Source organism: Amphibiibacter pelophylacis, from assembly GCF_037688875.1.
In the GTDB taxonomy this organism is placed as follows: Bacteria; Pseudomonadota; Gammaproteobacteria; order Burkholderiales; family Burkholderiaceae_C; genus Amphibiibacter; species Amphibiibacter pelophylacis.
Window position 1 is genome coordinate 106,227 of sequence record NZ_JAWDIE010000007.1, and the last position, 18,663, is coordinate 124,889.

Genomic DNA, 18,663 nt, shown 5'->3' on the forward strand with positions numbered 1-18,663 from the left:
CCTCTTGTCAAAAACCATCAATCAAAGCCGCCTGCAACACTGTGTCGGCAAGTCAGCGAACCATCGCGGGTTTGCGTCGGTCAAACTGCCATCCGGGTATCAGGAAGCGCATGGCCGCAGCGTCATCGCGCGCACCGTCGCCCAGAATCCGGTGCAGGGCATTCGCCGCCTCGATGCGCTCCCAGTCTGGCTCCAGCCCCAAGCCTGGTGCATCGGTCACAGCAAGGCGCCCCTGACTGATCTGCAGCGGATTGCGGGTCAGATGCTGACCTTCCTGCCAGATCCAGTGGGTGTCCAAGGCCGTCGGTCGCCCCGGAGCCGCTGCACCCACATGAGCAAACATGGACAGCGAAATATCAAAATGATTGTTTGAATGGCTACCCCAGCTCAGCCCCCAGTCGTCACAAAGCTGCGCCATGCGTACTGCACCGTCCAGCGTCCAAAAGTGCGGGTCAGCCAACGGAATATCCACCGCTCCCAGCAAAGTGGCGTGCGCCATCTCGCGCCAGTTGGTAGCGATCATGTTGGTCGCGACACGCAGCCCCGTGGCCCGGCGGAATTCAGCCATGACCTCACGACCGCTGTAGCCCTCCTCGGCACCGCAAGGGTCTTCGGCATAAGCCAGGACATCGCGTTGTCCCCGACAAAGCCCAATGGCTTCGCACAAGCTCCATGCACCATTGGGATCCAGCGTGATATGCGCACCGGGAAAACAGGCGGACAGCGCACGAACGGCCTGAATCTCCTGCTCGCCCGGCAGAACGCCGCCCTTGAGTTTGAATGCACGAAAACCATACCGGTCGACAACCGCCTGCGCATGGCGAACGATATCATCGGGTGTCAACGCCGACTGGTGGCGCAGACGATACCAGTCATGATTTCCAGGGCTGTGCGCCAGGTAAGGCAGGGGGGTCCGCGTACGGTCCCCTACGAAGAACAGGTAAGCCAGGACCTCAACCTCGTCCCGCTGGCGTCCCGGCCCCAGCAGATCGACAACGGGAACGCCCAGATGTTGTCCCAGCAGATCGAGCAGGGCAGCCTCAATCGCTGCCACGGCGTTGACCTTGAGCTGAAACGTCCACGCCCCACCACCCAGCGTCGCAAAATCGGACTGCTGGTGGTGACCATGTATCTGCTGGACCAGACGCTTGACCCGCGCGATAGGCTGTCCGATCAGTAGCGGCTCAGCCTGACACATGGCTTTTTCGATGACCGCGCCACCAGGCGCCTCGCCCAGACCGGTATGGCCTGCACTGTCCGTTAGAACCACAATATTGCGTGTAAAGAAGGGCCCATGCGCGCCGCCAATGTTGAGCAGCATGCTGTCATGCCCCGCCACCGGTATGACGCGCATGGAGACAATCGTGGGGGATGAATGAAGCATGCCGCTCCTTAATCTGAAAATATCTGTCAGGTCACTGGCGCCGGATTAAACAGCGCCAGTGCATTGTGAATCTTCCAGTGTTCAGCCCAAGTTTTTCGACGTCCGCTGGCAACATCAAGCAGAAAGTGGAACATTTCCCAACCCACTTCCTCAACTGTTTTCTCTCCTGTGGCAATTGTTCCCGCATTGACATCCATCAGATCATGCCAACGTCTGGCCAGATCGGATCGCGTAGCCACTTTGACCACCGGCACTGCCGCTAGTCCATACGGCGTTCCGCGGCCCGTCGTGAAGACATGAATATTCATTCCAGCGGCCATTTGCAGCGTGCCACAGATGAAGTCACTCGCCGGTGTTGCGGTGTAATTCAACCCCCGCACAGTGACCTTCTCACCTGGGGAAACCACACCCACAATATCACTAACCCCTGACTTAACGATGGATCCCATCGCCTTCTCAACAATATTATTCAGCCCACCCTTTTTGTTGCCCGGTGTCGTATTGGCACTTCGATCAACACCACCCCGCTGAAGATAAGTGTCATACCAAGCCATCTCATGCCGCAAAGCCTGCGCCACTTCCGGTGTTGCCGCCCGTGCGAGCAACTGTGCAATGCCATCACGCACCTCGGTGACTTCGGAAAACATTACGGTTCCACCGGAACGGACGATCAGGTCACTGACATACCCGACAGCAGGGTTTGCTGTAATACCTGAAAATGCATCACTCCCTCCACACTGCACCCCAACCACCAGATCAGAAGCCGGACAGGTGACACGGCGGCGCCGGTTGAGTCGCTCCAGCTTTTCGCGAGCCAGAAGAAGAATATGCTCTATCATGGCCTCAAATCCGATATGACAGTCGTCCTGCAGAACCACACGGCTATCGCTAGCGACAGGAATCGCCCCTGCGGGTAAAAGCCGGTCTGGCTGTAGTTTTTCACAGCCCAAGCTGATCAGCAGAACTTCACCGCCAAAATTCGGATTCAATACGATATTGCGTAGAGTGCGAATCGGTATATCCGCACCTGGTGCATCAATAGCAACTCCGCAGCCATAAGTGTGCTCAATTGCGACCACGTCATCCACGTGGGGATAAAGCGGGAGAAGTTCACTGCGGATACGCGATAGCGCATGTTCAACTACCCCAGCCACGCACTGAACTGTGGTGCTGATCGCCAGAATATTCCTTGTACCAACAGAGCCATCGGTATTTCGATACCCCTCAAAGGTATATCCAGACAATGGCGCAGGAATACCCCGGCAGCGCCCTCCGGATGGAAGTCGTTCCAGTTCCGGCGGTGAAGGCATGCTCATCAGGCTGTCTTTCACCCAGCAGCCAGTTGTCAAGTTTTCAGTGGCGTAGCCAATGGCGACACCATACCGGACTACCGCCTCACCTTGCGCAACCGGAACCAGCGTAAATTTATGCCCTTGCGGGACACCATCCTGCAAAACCAGTCCGGGCTTAATGACTGTGCCGGACGGCAGGCCCCCGTCATTGGCGACAATCGCAACATTATCATCATTGTGAATCTTCAGGATAATGGGGTCATTCGCACGTTGATTCATAATCAACCTTTCAAACCAGAAGCCAACTGAATACGCTCGATTTTACCGACCATCAATAGATACGCTGCAGCAGCAATGAATGCGTGAACCACCACATAGATCAAGGCGCCATTGAATGATCCGGATCCGGCAACAATATAGCCAATGACAATAGGCGTCACGATACCGGACAGATTACCGAACATATTAAAAAGCCCTCCACTCAAGCCACTGATTTCACGGGGAGCCACATCAGCCATTACCGCCCATCCCAGCGCACCAACCCCTTTTCCAAAGAAGGCCAAAGCCATGAAAGTGACCACAAGAATCTGCGAGTCTGTGTAATTGCACAGCACCATGACCATGGACAGTAGCATTCCGCCAATAATCGGCATCTTCCGGGCAAAGGTTAGCGAACCCGATCGGCGCAGCAGAGCATCCGAAATCATTCCGCCCAAAACACCGCCGGCAAAACCACAGATGGCAGGAATCGAGGCCAGAAATCCAGCCTCCATGATTGACATCCCACGCTGCTTGACCAGGTAAACCGGGAACCATGTGATAAAAAAGTACGATAGAGCGTTGATGCAGTACTGTGCAAGATAGATTCCAACCATCATTCGGGACCGGAGTAGCTGTCGAACATGGTCAAAGTTGATGCGCTGGGATGCGGATCTGGCTGCACCTTGATCCAAGTGAACCAATCCCCCGCCCGCCTCAATGTAGCGCAGTTCAGCGGCATTGATTCGCGGATGATCTGCTGGCGAATGGATGACTTTCAGCCAGACAAAACTCACAATAAGTCCGACTCCCCCCATAAAGAAGAAAACATGCTGCCAGCCCATGGCATGAACCAGCCAAGCCATGACAGGCGAGAAAATCACTGTCGCAAAGTATTGTGCAGAATTGAAAATGGAGGCAGCGGTACCGCGCTCCTGCGCAGGAAACCAAGCCGTAACAATGCGGCTATTACCTGGGAATGAGGGAGCTTCAGCCAGCCCAACCATGAAACGCAAAAGAAACAGCATGACAATCGCTGTCGAAAGATCGCCGACATTACCGATGAAGCCCTGCAGCAGTGTGAATCCCGACCATGTGAAGATGCTCCAAAAATAAACTCGACGCGATCCGAACCGGTCCAGCAGCCACCCCCCCGGGATCTGCCCGAGAACATAAGCCCACGAGAAGGCCGAAAAAACGTAACCCATGCCCACAGATCCCAGCTCCATGTCGTGGGCCATGGATGGGCCTGCAATCGACAGCGTGGCCCTGTCCCCGTAATTGATGGAAGTGACCAAAAAGAGCATGGCCACGATCCAGAAGCGGGTTCGGGTCGGCTGCCCTCCGTTGCTGGAGGCGGCCTGCCCAGCCAGGCGCTGCACGGCATTGATTGACGTCATTCAGGATCTCCAAACCTTGCCGTGTTGCAGCGGCATCGGCATTGTGTTTAATCACGAAATGTCATACTATGTCATACATCACTGCAAAATCAAGTTATTTTTAGGGCTTTGACACCAGTAGTTTCCCTGGTATCAGTTGAGCACAAATTATGTTGTATGATGTCTTTCTCGAAAATTTAATGGAGATCCCATGACACCCCAAGAGCTCAAGAGCATCGTTTCGGATGGCCTGCTGTCCTTCCCCGTTACCGACTTTGACGCGCAGGGCGAATTCCGCCCGGACACCTACCGCGAACGTCTGGAGTGGCTGGCCCCTTACGGCGCAACGGCTCTGTTCGCCGCCGGTGGCACGGGCGAATTCTTCTCGCTAGCCCCCCAGGAATACGCCCGGGTCATCCGGACGGCCACAGACACCTGTCAAGGCAAAGTGCCGATTCTTGCCGGAGCCGGCGGCCCCACACGGGTGGCTATCTCTTACGCGCAGGAGGCGGAACGGCAGGGTGCTCAAGGCATTCTGCTGATGCCGCACTACCTGACCGAAGCCTCGCAGGAAGGGATCGTCAACCACGCAGAGCAGGTCTGCCGCTCCGTCAAAATCGGGGTCATCATTTACAACCGGGCGAATTCCCGCCTGGGGGCAGATGCTCTGGAACAGCTGGCTGAACGCTGCCCGAACCTGATCGGGTTCAAGGACGGGGTCGGTGACATCGAAGCCATGGTCACCATCCGTCGCCGTCTGGGTGACCGCTTCTCGTATCTGGGAGGCCTGCCCACCGCCGAGGTTTACGCAGCCGCTTACCGGGCATTGGGTGTTCCGGTGTATTCATCGGCGGTCTTCAACTTCATTCCCGCCACCGCGATGCGGTTTTATCGGGCGCTGGCCAGCGGTGATATGGACACGTGCAACGATCTGATCGATCGCTTCTTCCTGCCCTATCTCAGCATCCGCAACCGTTGCGCCGGCTACGCAGTGAGCATCGTCAAGGCAGGGGCAAAAATCGCCGGGCACGATGCCGGCCCGGTGCGAACACCGCTCACCGATCTCACAGGTGAAGAAACCGAAATGCTGGCGACCCTGATGAAAGATTTCGACTGAATGAGCAAGGAACCGCAAATGAGCACCCTCACCGGCCAGCAGCTGCTGGGATGCGAATGCCAGGATGGGCTTGAGCCCCGCTTTCAGGCGTTCAACCCAGCCACAGGCCAGCACTTCGGCCCAGGATTCTCCCAAGCCAGCGCGGCGCAGATTGCGACAGCAGCCCACATGGCCGAGGCGGCTTTTGATGATTATCGTCAGCGCCCCATTCAGGACCGGGCCGCATTTCTCGAATGCATCGCAAGCAACATTGACGAGCTGGGGGAAGAGCTGACCCTGCGCGCCGAAGTAGAAACCGCGCTGCCGGCCGCGCGGCTCACCGGAGAGCGCGGCCGTACTGTGGGCCAGCTCAGGTTGTTTGCCCGCGTATTGCGTGATGGCGACTGGCAGACACTGGCCGTCGATCCGGCACAGACACAGCGTGCACCTGCACCGCGGTCAGACCTGCGACTGCGCCAGATTCCGCTGGGTCCTGTGGCCGTTTTTGGGGCCAGCAACTTTCCACTGGCCTTTTCGGTGGCGGGCGGAGACACCGCCTCCGCCTTAGCGGCTGGCTGCCCTGTAGTGATCAAAGGGCATCCTGCGCATCCAGGCACCTCGGAACTCGTGGGACGGGCCATCCAGCGGGCAGTCCGGGACTGCGGCATGCCGACGGGGGTTTTCTCACTGCTCCAGGGCAATGGCAATGGGCTGGGAGCAGCGCTGGTGCAGCATCCGGCCATCCAGGCCGTCGGCTTTACCGGGTCACGCCAGGGCGGCCTCGCCCTGCTGAACCTGGCTCAGAGCCGACCGCAGCCGATTCCGGTTTACGCGGAAATGAGCGCCATCAACCCGGTCTTCATGCTACCCGGAGCACTGCAGCACAGTGCCGACGCACTGGGAGCGGCGTTTGTGGAGTCCCTGATCTTGGGCGCAGGCCAGTTCTGCACCAACCCGGGGGTTGTTCTGGGTCTGCGCGGCGCAGACTGGGACCGTTTCTGTGCCTCAGCAGCGCAGATTCTGAACAGCAAAAGTGCAGCCACCCAACTGACAGCGGGCATACATGGCGCTTATGTGAAAGGGGTGAGCAGCCTTTGCAGCCAGGACGGCGTGACTGTGCTGGCGCAGGGCAACGATGCAGAAGGCTCGTGTCAGGCTCGCCCAGTCCTGCTGCTGGCTGATGCCGCCACATTTGCCGGGAATCCAGCGCTGAGTGCCGAGGTGTTTGGCCCATGCTCCCTGCTGCTGACCTGCGAGGATGTCGACGAAATGCTGGCTCTCGCCCGCGGCCTCGAAGGGCAGCTGACAGCAACACTGCACCTGCAGACACCCCAGGATAATGCTCTGGCATCACGGCTGCTGCCAATTCTGGAGCGCAAAGCGGGCCGCATCCTGGCGAATGGTTTTCCGACTGGGGTCGAGGTTTGTCACACCATGGTTCACGGTGGCCCCTGGCCTGCAACCTCGGATTCACGCAGCACTTCGGTGGGTGTTCGTGCGATCAACCGATTTTTGCGGCCGGTCTGCTACCAGGACATTCCGCAGGACCTGCTCCCGGAAAGTCTGCGCGATGTATCCCTGGCGCACACGACCCATCTTCTGGACGGTACTCTGAAAACAGCGGAATGAGGAGAATGGAAAGAAAACCCACTTCGTGCCCCCAAGTTTAGGGCGGCCGAAGTGGGATCAGGGCCGGATATCCTGGGTGACGAAACTGCCCCCCTGATAGCGCTGGGCGACCGGATCCAGCGGGTTGGGTTGCAGCAGCAGATCGGCGGCGTAGGTCTCGGCGTTGTCCTGAGGCCAATAGCCTATGGCTCTGGCTGCTTCGCTGTTGTCCCAGTAAGACCGTGTGTTCGCGGAAATGCCCCAGACCACTTGAAAACCCACATCCGGCGCCTGCACGGCACAATCCATCAGCCGGACGAAGTCATCGTGTGACAGCCACGTGCTCAGATGACGGAATTCGGTGGGCTGTGCCAGGCAACTACCAATGCGGACAGCCACTGTTTCAACGCCATGCTTGTCCCAATACATACGACCAATGCCTTCGCCCCACATTTTGGACAGACCATACCAGCCATCAGGCCGAAAATCACAGCCGGGCCGTAGGTAGCGTCCCACACCATGCATCCCAACAGCATGATTGGAGCTGGCAAAAACGATGCGGCGCACGCCATGCCGCCGCGCTCCTTCGTAAATCTGGACCAGAGCCAGCAGATTGTTATCGATCAATTCGGTCAGGGGCCGCTCGACGCTGGTTCCGGCCAAGTGAATCAGGGCATGCACACCTTCCAGTAAAGTATCGACAACCGCAGCATCGCGCAGATCCCCCACAGCCGAAGGCTGCAAACCTTCAGGCAGGCTGTATTCACGGAAAACTCCCGGCCTCACCGTGTACCCAAGCAAAGGCAGACGCGCAGCCAAAATCTGCCCAATCTGACCTTCTGCCCCTGACAGCGCAATAATGCTCATTGACTGACTTTCATCTGTATATCAAGGCCGCCAGGCAGACACAGGAACACCGGGCACATCAACCGTCATCGCCAGAGTAGCCCCGGCCAGTGGCGTTCCAGGTAGGATATCTGGCGGGACTTCAGCTCGCAGCGTCGTGATAAACAGGGTTTTGCCCCCGTCACCCCCAAAACAGGGCATGGTCGGGTGACTGACAGGGAGCACACCGAAATCCATCAATCGCCCGTCAGGATCAAACCGGTTGATCCGACCCGCACTGACGCCGCAACTCCAGTAACAGCCTTCCGCATCAACTGCCGCACCGTCGGGCCGCCCCCACTGAGGCAGATAATCGATCCACTCCTGAGCAGGCCCAACAGCGCCAGTTTCAACATCATAGGAATGGCGCCAGACCTTGGCCCAGCGCGAATCAGAGTGGTACATCCAGCGCCCATCAGGACTCCAGGCCAAGCCATTAGACACCTTCAGACCGGACTTAACCCAGCGGTAATGATGCCCCGATCCGATCGCATAAAGGGATGCGACAGGCTGTTTGTCCGGCGCATCATCCATGGTGCCGACAAAGAAGCGGCCGTCGGGCGAAACTTTTCCATCGTTGTACCGGTTTCCGGGTCGATGAACCTCAGGGTGGGTCAACAGGCTGAGATTGCCATTCTGCGGATCAAAGCGATGAATGCCCGATTTCAAAGCCACCACCAGCCCTCCACCGTCAACCAACCCTAGACTGCCTGGCGCTGCTGGCATATCCCAGAAACGCGACTGCCCTTCGAGAGCACTCCAGCAATGAATCCTCATACCCAGGATATCAACCCAGTATAGACTGCGCTCGGCAGATGACCAGACAGGAGACTCGCCAAGAGCACAGAGCGGCGCGTCAAGCACATAGAGATCACGCAGGGACAGCGCCATACTCGGAGACCTTTCCGAATTATTACCGGGGAGCAGCTTTGACACGGCTGACCAGTTGGGTCGGACTGACGAACTGCAAAGCGATGACCACCCAAATCAGAGTCACTCCCATATAAATGATGGCCATTGCATCGATAGACTGCGATGCACGCACACCCGGAGCAAAAACCGCATAATAAAGAGCAACCACCAAAGTCTGGGTATCAGGCCCTGCCGTAAAATAAGTCAACTCAAACAACCCTATCGTACGAACCAGAACCAGAAGTCCTGCAGCCAGAATACCCGGCATGAGCAGTGGCAGCAACACATGACGAAAATACTGCCGCGTATTAGCGCCAAAAATCCGTGCAGCAGACTCCAGATTAGGATCCAGCTGCTCGATAAAAGGCATCATGACGAGAATAACAAATGGCAAAGCAGGTACAAGGTTGGCCAGAATGACCCCCCATAAAGTTCCCGCCAGATGAAACTGATACATTACCGTCGCCATGGGAATTCCGTAAGTAACAGGCGGGATCATCATGGGCAAAAGAATAACCAGAACGATCCACCGCTTGCCCGGAAAATCCACGCGGGCCAAGGCATAAGCCGCAGGAACTCCTAATGCAATAGCCAAAAGTACAACGGCAGCGACAACATAAAACGTCACTTTCATGACAGGGCCAAGCTGAAACTCATCCCACGCCCGCGAATACCAATCGAAGGTGAAGCCCTGCGGCAGCAGGGTATCAAACCACCTCGTGGCCAATGAATTAACCAAAACGGTGGATATCATCAAAACGACGTTGATGAGAAAGAAAACCATCAAAGCCCAAAGAAACGCATTCCACAACCGAGGCATGACAGGCGATCGCATAGTATGGTTCATCCTTTGCCCCCAGTCACCGGACCCGTGTAAAATAGTTTACGCAAAGCCATAATCAACAGAACAGAAGCCAGCTGTACACAGCCCATAATCATGGCAATTGCGGAAGCCATGCTGTAATCATAATTCTCAAAAGCCGCTTCTGACGCAGCAATCGACATCACCCGTGTAGCACCTGCCGGCACGCCCAGAAGAACTGCGGAAGGGAACACCGAGAAGGCTTGAACAAAGGACAGGCTGGCCGCCATGGTGAGACCCGGCATCAGTAAAGGCAGATAAATGGTACGAAACTGCTGCCATGGGTTTGCACCGAGCGTACCTGCAGCGCGGGCCAACACGGGATCGATCCCCGTGATATATGAAAGAACCAGCAGAAAAGCAAATGGGAACCCAGAAATCACAAGAGAAATCAGAACACTCCAGTAGTTATGGGTCAAACGAACTTCCTGGCTGTAAATGCCTGTCCAATGAACGAACTGAGTGAACCAACCGTGGGGGGAGAAGTACCCCAGCATTCCGTTAGCAATCAGAACCGTGCCCAGCGTCACTGGAATCACAAGGATTGTTGTCACCCACTTTTGCCAACGTGAGCTGTGGCGCAACGCATAAGCGATAGGAATCGCACCTATTACATTGATCAGCGTTGCGGGAATAGCAAGTTCTAGCGTAACCCAGATGGTTCCGAGTTGACGCGGTGTAGCAAAAAATTGTTGATAGTTGCTCCAGAACGTGCCCCCCTCCATGGGTGAAAAAGAAATGTATACCCCATAAAGAAAAGGGTAAACAAACAGTAAGACGATGCCCGTAAAAGCCGGGGCAACCAGCCAGCCACGGCGGTCTGTCGGGGGACGTGCAGCCGAAGCGTTCATGACGTCAGCCCTCCTCGGAATAAACAAGCGCTCTTGCTGAAGGCACCGAAATATGCAAATGCTGGCCCACATGGTAGTGCCCCTGCATTCGGGCAAACAGAGGACCAGATGCGGTATTCAGACTCAAAAGTGACTCGCGTCCACCGTATTCCATGGCCTTCACTTCCGCAGGTACCGCACCGTTGGCCTGAGCCGAAACCGGAATAATATCCTCAGGGCGTAGCGCAATATGTACAGCCCTTCTCTCAGGCAATGACAGACCTCTTGGAACCGAGCCTTGCCAGACGAGCCCACCCACCTGCACCGCCACTTGCCCAGTTGCATTCGTCAGTTGGAGCTCTCCCTTCAAAACATTGCGATATCCCATAAATCGGGCCACATGCAGGTTAGTCGGCTGCTCGTAAACCTCTTCCGGCGTACCAACTTGCTGAACCACTCCCTCCTTCATCACCACGATACGATCAGCCATCGACAGGGCTTCGTCCTGATCATGTGTCACATAGATTGTGGTCCGCCCTAGTTGGGTATGAATCCGCCGGATTTCAGCACGCATCTCGATGCGCAGCCGTGTATCCAGATTGGACAATGGCTCGTCCATCAGAATGAGCGGTGGCTCAATAACAATTGCGCGGGCAATAGCAACTCGCTGCTGCTGCCCTCCGGACAACTGGCCCGGCAGCTTGGTTTCATGCCCAGTCAACTGAACCAGCTCAAGAGCTAACATAGCTCGGCGCCGTATTTCAGACCTGTCCACGCCACGCATGCGAAGGCCAAAGCCCACATTATCAAGCACTGTCATATGGGGAAAAAGCGCATAGCTCTGAAAGACCATGCCGAACCCCCGCTGCTCTGACGGTAGCACATCAATTCTACGGTCGTCTAGCCATATTCCACCACCCGTCAGTGGAATAAGCCCAGCCAGTGAATTCAGCGCAGTCGATTTACCACAGCCGGAGGGACCCAGCAGCGCAATAAATTCCCCCCCCTGAATCGTGAGGTTCAGATTATTCAGTGCGTTGACGCGTCGCCCCTCCGGAGACAAGAAGCTCTGGCATACGTTTTCCAAACGCAACTGCGCGAAAGAAGCTGGTGCGGTCATTTGGTCGAACCAATCTCTTGATCCCATTTCTGGAAAGCGGCCACCATAGCCTGCGCTTCCAGAGGTGTTTCATGTGGGAAGCTGGCAAACAGCCTTGCGTACTCAGGACGCCCAAATTTTTTAACAACTTCCTGACTTTTGGCTGGAGCCTGCTCAATGGTGACACCTTTCACCGCTGGGCCTGGATAAAAATAACCGTCATCAAATGTCATCGCCTGCTGTGCAGGTTCGAGCATGAAGTTCATCATTTTGAAAAGCACTTCCTGCTTTTCTTTGGGCACGCCTTTGGGAATGGCCATGTAGTGCGCGTCATTGACCCAGCTAAAACTGTCAAAATTCTGAATCTTGAAGTTCGCTGGAACAACACCTAAGGCGCGCGGATTGATGTCCCAGCCTGTCACTGAAACCGTCATATCCCGTGAGCCTTCACCCAGCTCTTTCATGACTGCAGTCGTGCCGCCCGGATAGTAGGCAATGCAACTATTGAGCTCTTTGAGATACGCCCAAGTTTTATCCCAGCCTTTAATCGGGTCACGAGGATCCTTGTCCCCCAATGCATAAGGGAGTCCCATTAAAAAGGTACGCCCCGGACCAGAGTTTGCCGGACGGGCATACAGAAACCGGCCGGGGTTGGCCTTGCACCAAGACAGCAGGGCCTGAGGTGTTTTAGGAACATCCTTGACTTTTTCCGGGTTGTACTCCAGTAAAGGTCCTGCTGGCATATAAGTCACCTCGATGGCTTGACCTTTGGCCAGCTCCTGCATTTTTCTCGGCCCGTCCGCATATTTTTCCATGAGTCCGGGAAAACTGGCATTTTGCTCAGGCAGCAATTTTTCCCACAACCCCTGCTGAATGCCTGCCGCGAGGGCGTCAGTGCCAGTAAGCACCAGATCGATATCAGCACGGCCTGCGGCCTGCATGGCTTTGAGCTTGCCAGGAAGCTGGGGGGCAGGCGAATTGGTGAAAGTGATCCGGGAGACCAGTTCAGGATGCTTGTCCCTGAACGCCTCGAAGGCTTTTTGCGTCAAGGCCAGATTCCCGGCCACATCCACGATGTTGAGTGAAACGGGCGCAGCCATCGCGGACGTGACGCCCAAAGCAAGCACTGCTGCAAACACGCTGGACCGGATTTCGGGGATCAGTGACATAGTATGTCTCCTAGTCTGCTTATTAACTTTAAATTTCGCTATTTTTTAGCGTTGTATGATGTCTTACTTTATTTGATCTTCTCTCAATTTTCATTGGTAGTTTCCCTGGAGAGACAGCACGAGATCTGGCCGTAGCGAGGAAACAGCGGCGCCAGCACTGCGTACAGACTCCCTCACAGCCTGGCCACCCCACCCTGAATCGCCCTATCATTCCCCCCATTGATCCCGCACCCTCTGGAGCCCCCGATGAAGCGCCGCCATTTTCTCAACCTGTCCGCCGCCCCGCTGTTGGGCAGCGCCTTCCTGACTGGACTGCCCTCGCGGGTCTGGGCCAGCCCGGCCCCCGACGCAGCGCCCGCCACTGCCGGATCGGCCTGGAAGCGCCACGAGATCACCACCCACGTTGATCTGAGCCAGCACGTGGGCGCCGACCGCGTCTGGGTGCCGCTGCCCGCGCAGCAGCTGTCCGACGCCCGGGGCGATTACCAGCGCGTGGAAGACATCCAGTTTGACGCGCCAGGCGCCAGCCAGGCCAAAATCCTGACCGCGACAGATGGCACCCGCCTGCTGGCCGCGGAGTGGGCCGACGACAAAGCCCCGCGCCAGCTCACCGTGACCACGCGCGTGGCGCTGCGCGATCGCGCGATTGACCTGTCCGCCGCGCCCACGCTGGCCAAAGCCAGCGCTGAAGAGCTGGCGCCCTGGCTGCGCGCCACCCAGAACAAGCCGCTGGATGGCATCGTCGGCGACACCGCACGCGGCATCGTCGCGCGCGCGAACGCACGCACCGACGTCGAAAAAGCCAAGGCCATTTACGATTGGATCGTGACCTACACCGAGCGCAAGGCCAGCGTGCGCGGCTGCGGTTCGGGCGATGCCGAAGCGCTGCTGACCATCGGCAACCTGGGCGGCAAGTGCGCCGACCTGAACGGCCTTTTTGTGGCCCTGTCCCGCGCCACCGGCGTGCCCGCGCGCGACGTCTACGGCATCCGCGTGGACGACTCGGCACTGGGTTACAAGAGCCTGGGCAAGAGCGGCGACATCACCCGCGCGCAGCACTGCCGCGCCGAGTTCTATGCCCAGGGCTACGGCTGGGTGCCGGTCGATCCGGCCGACGTGCGCAAGGTGATGCTCGAAGAGCCGCCCGGCAATCTGCCCGCCGACAACCCGCGCGTGGTGGACGCACGCCGCAGGCTGTTTGGCGCCTGGGAAATGAACTGGATGGGCTACAACCAGGCGGAAGACCTGCGCCTGCCGGGCAGCCAGCTGGACATTCCGCTGGCCTTCCTGATGTATCCCCAGGGCGAAACCGCGCAGCGTCGCCTGAACAGCTACGATCCGGCGACTTTCGTTTACGCGATCCAGTCGCAGCGCATGGCCTGAGGAAGACGGTGGCGGAAGGCAGCAGGAGTCGAACCTGCCAGGGAGCGGCTGACGCCCCCTACCGGGTTTGAAGCCCGGGCGCACCACCGGGTGCGTTTGCCCTCCGTAGGGTCTGGATGCGGCGCGGCCTGACGGGCGTCAAGGCCGGGCGCTCCAGGCGGCATCCGGCCGCAGCCGGTGTCCGTCGCCGACGCGCAGGGTGTAGCCCACGCGGTCAAAAAATTCCAGCACCTGGATGGCGCGTTTGCGGCCCAGACCGCAGGCGTCGCGGAAATCGCGCGCCTGCGCGGCGTGGTCCGGTGCGGCCTGCGCCAGCACCGCCACCTGGGCGGCCAGCGCGGCGATGGCCTCAGCGCTGTAAAACAGGTCCTTGACAATCTGGAAGAGTCTACCCTGGCGCGCCAGCTTGCGCAGCAGCAGGCGGACGGCGTCCTCGGGCACGCGGTGATCGCGGGCCAGATCGCGCACCCAGGGCGGATCAAAGCCGCCCGCCTGCAGCGCGGGCAGCAGGCGCTCGGCCAGCAGCGTCTCGGCTGCCGACAGTTCAGTGCTGTGACTGGGCCGGTGCAGCCAGGGCCCCGTCTGCGCCACCTGCCGCTGCGCCAGCAGCGCCGCGAGCAGGCCCTGCCACAGCGCGTCGTGCGCAGGCTGCATCAGACCCGGCAGCGTCATGCGGCGCAGGCGCGCGGCGTTGACGCCGGGCTCGTCCGGGCTGCGGGCGTGAAACTGATCCAGCCCCTGCAGCACCCGCGCCTGCAGCAGGTCCAGGCCGCCCGGCGCCAGCAGCAGGGCATCGCCCGCCCCGGCCGGCCAGCGCAGCAGATCGGGCGCCAGACGCATCTGGCCCTCAGGCACGCCCAGCAGGCGCACCAGCTGCGAGAGCAGCAGGCCGTGCGGCGCCTGCGCGATCAGGGCGGAAGGGTCGGGAGCCTGGTCAGGCGGCGCAGCCAGCAGGGCCTGCAGCGCGTCCAGCACCGCCTGCCGGGCGGGGCTGCGGCGGCGGCGCGCGGGCGCATCCGGGTCCAGCACGGGGCCGCCGCCCAGGGTGCGGCTGGCCTGCGCGTTGCGCAAGATCAGGCGCTCGCCTGCGGTGACGAACACATCGGCCTCAAACACCAGCTGCACGCGCGCCGTGGCGCCTGCGGCCAGGCGCTCGCCGTCCAGCGGCACGGCGTGGGCCAGGTGATGGGCGGTGCCCAGATGCACATGCAGCGGCGTCCAGGCGACCAGATCAGGAGAATCCGGCAGCAGCGTCAGCAGCACGTCGATGCGGCGCGAGGCCTGCGGGCCTTGCGCGGTGAATATCCAGTCGCCGCGCCGGATGTCGTCGCGGTCCAGCCCCGTCAGGTTGAGCGCGCAGCGCTGTCCCGCCCGGGCCAGCGCACTGGCGCGGTTCTGGGCGTGGATGCTGCGCACCCGCACCGCCTGGCCGGTGGCCGAATGGCGCAGCGTATCGCCCACGGCAGCGCGTCCGGCGAACACCGTGCCGGTGACCACCGTGCCCTGTCCGGCCAGGGTGAAAACCCGGTCCACGGCCAGACGGAAGAGGCCGCCGTCCTGCCGCGCCGCCGCCTGACGGGCCAGCGCGTGCAGATGTTCGCGCAAAGCAGCGGTCCCCGCGTCGTCCGGCTGTGTGGCGGCTGTGGCAAACAGCGCCGCTGCGTCCAGCGGCGTGTCGGCCAGCAGCGCGTGGATGTCGCGCTGCACCTGCGCCAGGCGCTCGGGCGGGACGCGATCCGTCTTGGTCAGCGCCACCGTGCCGGTGCGCACGCCAAGCAGCAGGACGATGGCCAGGTGCTCGCGCGTCTGCGGCATCACGCCATCGTCGGCGGCCACAACCAGCAGCGCGTGGTCGATGCCGACCGCGCCTGCGGCCATGGTGTGGACGAACTTTTCGTGCCCGGGCACGTCGATGAAGCCCAGAACCTCGTCCGGCTGGCCGTCGCCTCCGGGCAGCGGCGTGTAGGCGTAGCCCAGCTCGATCGAGATGCCGCGCGCTTTTTCTTCCTTCAGCCGGTCGGTGTCCACGCCGGTCAGGGCGCGCACCAGCGTGGTCTTGCCGTGGTCGATGTGGCCTGCGGTGCCGATGATCATGGCCGAAGCGCTCTCAGCCCTGCGCCAGCCGTTCGGCCAGGCCCGCCGGGCCGTGCAGCTGTGCGATGAAGGCGGGCTGATCGGCGGCCTCCAGACAGCGCAGATCCAGCCAGAGCGTGTCGCTGGCGATGCGTCCGATCACCGGACGCGGCAGGCCGCGCAGTGCGCCTTCCAGCGCGGCCAGGGCGCGGCCCGGGCGCTGTCCCGCAGCGGGACGCAGCGCAAGGCCGTAGCTGGGCAGGGTATCCACCGGCAGGGCGCCGCTGCCGATCTGGCTGAAGAGGCCCTCCGCCGTCACGGTGTAGCGCTCGCCCAGCGCCTGCTGCAGCGTCTGGCACAGCGCGAGCGCCTGCGCCCGCATCTGCTCCTGCGGGCGGGTGAGCAGGCGCAGCGTGGTCAGGCGCTCGGGCAGCAGATCGGGCGCCAGGTAGAGGCGCAGCACGGGTTCCAGCGCCGCGAGGGTCAGCTTGCCCACGCGCAGTGCGCGCTTGAGCGGATTTTTCTTGATGCGCTCGATCAGGTCTTTGCGGCCGACGATCAGCCCGGCCTGCGGCCCGCCCAGCAGTTTGTCGCCGCTGAAGGTGACCACGTCAGCGCCCTGCGCCACGGTCTCGCGCACCGTGGGCTCGCGCGGAAGGCCCCACTGCGACAGATCGACCAGCGTGCCGCTGCCCAGATCGACCGCCAGCGGCAGGCCGCGCGCGTGGGCGATGGCGGCCACCTCGTCCTGCGGCACGCTTTTGGTGAATCCGGTGATGGCGTAATTGCTGCAGTGCACCTTCATCAGCAGCGCGGTGCGCTCGGTGATGGCGGCGTCGTAATCGCGCGCGTGGGTGCGGTTGGTGGTGCCGACCTCGACCAGGCGGGCGCCCGCGCGCGCCATGATGTCGGGAATGCGGAAGGCGCCGCCGATTTCGACCAGCTCGCCGCGCGAGACGATCACCTCGGCGTCCTGCGCCAGCGCGTTCAGCGTCAGCAGCACGGCGGCGGCGTTGTTGTTGACTACGGTGGCGGCTTCGGCGCCGGTCAGTTCGCACAGCAGGCCGTTCACCAGATCGTCGCGGTCGCCGCGTCCGCCGGTGGCCAGATCAAATTCCAGATTCGCCGGGGCCGTCAGCGCCTGCACCACCGCCGCCACCGCCGTATCAGGCAGCAGGGCTCGGCCCAGGTTGGTGTGCAGCACCGTGCCGGTCAGATTAAACACGGTGCGCAGGCGGGGCGCGGCCTGCGCCTGCAGCGCCTGGTCGACACGCTGGGCCAGGCGGTCTGGCGCCAGGTCATCCGCTGTCAGAGCGCCCGCCAGCGCGGTGGGCCGCAGCTCGTCCAGCAGGGCGCGCAGCGCCTGGGTGAGCTGCACCCGGCCGTGCAGCGGCACCAGAGCAAGAAATTCGGGGCTGGACAGCAGCCGGTCGACCGACGGCAGTCGCACCGCAGGCGCCGTCATGCCAGGGCGAGCAGCGGGTTGGCGCTGGCGCGATCGAACTCGGTCTCGCCCATCAGCAGGTCCAGCAGCAGCGTGCCCAGATCGTCGGCCAGCGGCTCGGCGAGCGGGTCTTTTTCCTGATTGACCAGCTTGCGGTAGGTGTGGCACTGGGTGCAGGTTTCGGCCTGGACCACGGGCTTGGCGCCGTCCACACCCTGGTAGCGTATGCCTTCGGTCGATTCGCAGTGGCTGCACTTGACGCGCACCATGTGCCATTCGGTGCAGCACACGCCGCAATGCAGGTAGCGGTGTCCGGCGGCAGTGCCGCCAATGCGCAGCACGCTGGTCACCGGCGGCGCGGCGCAGACCGGGCAGATGCTGGCCGGATCGGTGTAGGGCACGGCGCCCGCACTCAGGCGGCTGGCGCGGTCGGCGAAAACCACCTGCAGCGCCGCCGCCACAAAGGGCGCGGTGCTGATATCGCCGGGCTGAAGATCGCCCCCCAGCACGCGCAGCGCCAGCGCGTCCTGCGCTTCAGGGCTGTGCTGGCGCAGCGCGGCCAGCGCCTCACACAGGGCGGGCGGCACTTCGGGCAGCGGCTGGATGGCGTCCAGCAGCGCCGTGAGCACCTCGCGCCAGACCGGGTCCAGATGGTCGGCGGCGGGCATCAGCGGCATGGAATGCGCCTGGCTGCGGGCGAGGGTTTCGGCCTCCAGCGGCGCGGTCTGCACCGTGGCGGCGGCTTTCTGCTGCGCCTGCACAAGGCGTGCCATCAGGCGCAGGTAGTCGGCGATGGGGTTGCCTTCGGCCAGCTGCAGCAGGCGCGCGGCGCGCTCGGCGAACAGGCTCTGCGGCTGGGGCAGGCGGATGCGGGGAAAGTGGGTGTGATCGAGGGCTTCGATCTCGCCCGGTTGAAGAATGCGTTGCACGGAAAATCTTTCAAAAATCTGCCGGGGAGCCCGCCCCGGGCAGATCAGGGGCGTGCAGAC

The 18,663-nt window shown here is 60.7% G+C and carries 15 protein-coding genes and 1 tRNA gene; 3 read left to right on the plus strand and 13 right to left on the minus strand.

The genetic code is table 11. From position 1 onward, the window contains the following. Positions 1-52: 52 nt before the first annotated feature. Genes RV045_RS06135 through RV045_RS06145 form a run of 3 tightly spaced genes read right to left on the minus strand, consistent with a single transcriptional unit; the run spans position 53 to position 4,334 of the window. Entirely contained in the window at positions 53-1,384 is a 1,332-nt protein-coding gene (locus RV045_RS06135; protein WP_423234890.1) for an enolase C-terminal domain-like protein, read from the minus strand. Between the two features lie 26 nt (positions 1,385-1,410). Then, entirely contained in the window at positions 1,411-2,955 is a 1,545-nt protein-coding gene (gene garD / locus RV045_RS06140; protein WP_423234891.1) for a galactarate dehydratase, read from the minus strand. 2 nt (positions 2,956-2,957) lie between these two features. Then, positions 2,958-4,334, minus strand: coding sequence for an MFS transporter (locus RV045_RS06145; protein WP_423234892.1), 1,377 nt, complete (start codon positions 4,332-4,334; stop codon positions 2,958-2,960). Positions 4,335-4,524: 190 nt separating this feature from the next. Here RV045_RS06145 and kdgD point away from each other — a divergent pair, with 190 nt between their 5' ends. Together kdgD and RV045_RS06155 are read left to right on the plus strand one after the other, a co-directional pair. Then, positions 4,525-5,430 (plus strand): 5-dehydro-4-deoxyglucarate dehydratase, encoded by a 906-nt coding sequence (kdgD, locus tag RV045_RS06150; protein WP_423234893.1) that lies wholly within the window; start codon positions 4,525-4,527, stop codon positions 5,428-5,430. 18 nt (positions 5,431-5,448) lie between these two features. Further along, positions 5,449-7,038: an aldehyde dehydrogenase (NADP(+)) gene (locus RV045_RS06155; RefSeq protein ID WP_423234894.1), complete on the plus strand. Its 1,590-nt coding sequence runs from the start codon at positions 5,449-5,451 to the stop codon at positions 7,036-7,038. Between the two features lie 57 nt (positions 7,039-7,095). Here the strand turns inward: RV045_RS06155 and RV045_RS06160 are convergent, their stop codons facing one another. The 6 genes from RV045_RS06160 to RV045_RS06185 are packed head-to-tail and all read right to left on the minus strand — an operon-like array spanning position 7,096 to position 12,774. Next, positions 7,096-7,884 (minus strand): NAD-dependent epimerase/dehydratase family protein, encoded by a 789-nt coding sequence (locus tag RV045_RS06160; RefSeq protein ID WP_423234895.1) that lies wholly within the window; start codon positions 7,882-7,884, stop codon positions 7,096-7,098. Between the two features lie 21 nt (positions 7,885-7,905). Further along, complete coding sequence (locus RV045_RS06165; RefSeq protein WP_423234896.1) at positions 7,906-8,793, minus strand: SMP-30/gluconolactonase/LRE family protein; 888 nt, start codon at positions 8,791-8,793, stop codon at positions 7,906-7,908. A 22-nt stretch (positions 8,794-8,815) separates the two neighbouring features. Then, positions 8,816-9,661, minus strand: a complete 846-nt coding sequence (locus tag RV045_RS06170) for an ABC transporter permease (protein WP_423234897.1) — start codon at positions 9,659-9,661, stop codon at positions 8,816-8,818. After that, positions 9,658-10,527 carry an ABC transporter permease gene (locus RV045_RS06175; protein WP_423234898.1) on the minus strand — a complete coding sequence of 290 codons (870 nt, stop codon included), beginning with the start codon at positions 10,525-10,527 and terminating at the stop codon, positions 9,658-9,660. The genes RV045_RS06170 and RV045_RS06175 overlap by 4 nt, the downstream gene beginning before the upstream one ends. A gap of 4 nt (positions 10,528-10,531) precedes the next feature. After that, the gene (locus RV045_RS06180; RefSeq protein ID WP_423234899.1) at positions 10,532-11,626 is read right to left on the minus strand and encodes an ABC transporter ATP-binding protein; all 1,095 of its coding nucleotides are present in this window, start codon (positions 11,624-11,626) and stop codon (positions 10,532-10,534) included. After that, positions 11,623-12,774, minus strand: a complete 1,152-nt coding sequence (locus RV045_RS06185; RefSeq protein ID WP_423234900.1) for an extracellular solute-binding protein — start codon at positions 12,772-12,774, stop codon at positions 11,623-11,625. Before RV045_RS06185 ends, RV045_RS06180 begins: the two co-directional genes overlap by 4 nt. Before the next feature lie 246 nt (positions 12,775-13,020). On the opposite strand from RV045_RS06185, the gene RV045_RS06190 reads away from it, so the two are divergent. Beyond that, positions 13,021-14,157 (plus strand): transglutaminase-like domain-containing protein, encoded by a 1,137-nt coding sequence (locus RV045_RS06190; RefSeq protein ID WP_423234901.1) that lies wholly within the window; start codon positions 13,021-13,023, stop codon positions 14,155-14,157. A gap of 9 nt (positions 14,158-14,166) precedes the next feature. On the opposite strand, the gene RV045_RS06195 is transcribed toward RV045_RS06190, so the two are convergent. The 4 genes from RV045_RS06195 to fdhE form a co-directional block, all read right to left on the minus strand. Then, a tRNA-Sec gene (locus tag RV045_RS06195) sits at positions 14,167-14,262 on the minus strand. Between the two features lie 33 nt (positions 14,263-14,295). Beyond that, positions 14,296-16,251 (minus strand): selenocysteine-specific translation elongation factor, encoded by a 1,956-nt coding sequence (selB, locus tag RV045_RS06200; protein ID WP_423234902.1) that lies wholly within the window; start codon positions 16,249-16,251, stop codon positions 14,296-14,298. 13 nt (positions 16,252-16,264) lie between these two features. Continuing rightward, on the minus strand, positions 16,265-17,695 hold the full coding sequence (gene selA / locus RV045_RS06205) for an L-seryl-tRNA(Sec) selenium transferase (protein ID WP_423234903.1): 1,431 nt from the start codon (positions 17,693-17,695) through the stop codon (positions 16,265-16,267). Next, positions 17,692-18,603: a formate dehydrogenase accessory protein FdhE gene (fdhE, locus tag RV045_RS06210; protein WP_423234904.1), complete on the minus strand. Its 912-nt coding sequence runs from the start codon at positions 18,601-18,603 to the stop codon at positions 17,692-17,694. Before fdhE ends, selA begins: the two co-directional genes overlap by 4 nt. Positions 18,604-18,663: the final 60 nt, after the last annotated feature.

Bases quoted from the DNA above. Each gene is read 5' to 3' on its own strand.
- RV045_RS06135 (WP_423234890.1), bottom strand. From the start codon at position 1,384: ATGCTTCATTCATCCCCCACGATTGTCTCCATGCGCGTCATACCGGTG.
- garD (WP_423234891.1), bottom strand. From the start codon at position 2,955: ATGAATCAACGTGCGAATGACCCCATTATCCTGAAGATTCACAATGAT.
- RV045_RS06145 (WP_423234892.1), bottom strand. From the start codon at position 4,334: ATGACGTCAATCAATGCCGTGCAGCGCCTGGCTGGGCAGGCCGCCTCC.
- kdgD (WP_423234893.1), top strand. From the start codon at position 4,525: ATGACACCCCAAGAGCTCAAGAGCATCGTTTCGGATGGCCTGCTGTCC.
- RV045_RS06155 (WP_423234894.1), top strand. From the start codon at position 5,449: ATGAGCACCCTCACCGGCCAGCAGCTGCTGGGATGCGAATGCCAGGAT.
- RV045_RS06160 (WP_423234895.1), bottom strand. From the start codon at position 7,884: ATGAGCATTATTGCGCTGTCAGGGGCAGAAGGTCAGATTGGGCAGATT.
- RV045_RS06165 (WP_423234896.1), bottom strand. From the start codon at position 8,793: ATGGCGCTGTCCCTGCGTGATCTCTATGTGCTTGACGCGCCGCTCTGT.
- RV045_RS06170 (WP_423234897.1), bottom strand. From the start codon at position 9,661: ATGAACCATACTATGCGATCGCCTGTCATGCCTCGGTTGTGGAATGCG.
- RV045_RS06175 (WP_423234898.1), bottom strand. From the start codon at position 10,527: ATGAACGCTTCGGCTGCACGTCCCCCGACAGACCGCCGTGGCTGGCTG.
- RV045_RS06180 (WP_423234899.1), bottom strand. From the start codon at position 11,626: ATGACCGCACCAGCTTCTTTCGCGCAGTTGCGTTTGGAAAACGTATGC.
- RV045_RS06185 (WP_423234900.1), bottom strand. From the start codon at position 12,774: ATGTCACTGATCCCCGAAATCCGGTCCAGCGTGTTTGCAGCAGTGCTT.
- RV045_RS06190 (WP_423234901.1), top strand. From the start codon at position 13,021: ATGAAGCGCCGCCATTTTCTCAACCTGTCCGCCGCCCCGCTGTTGGGC.
- selB (WP_423234902.1), bottom strand. From the start codon at position 16,251: ATGATCATCGGCACCGCAGGCCACATCGACCACGGCAAGACCACGCTG.
- selA (WP_423234903.1), bottom strand. From the start codon at position 17,695: ATGACGGCGCCTGCGGTGCGACTGCCGTCGGTCGACCGGCTGCTGTCC.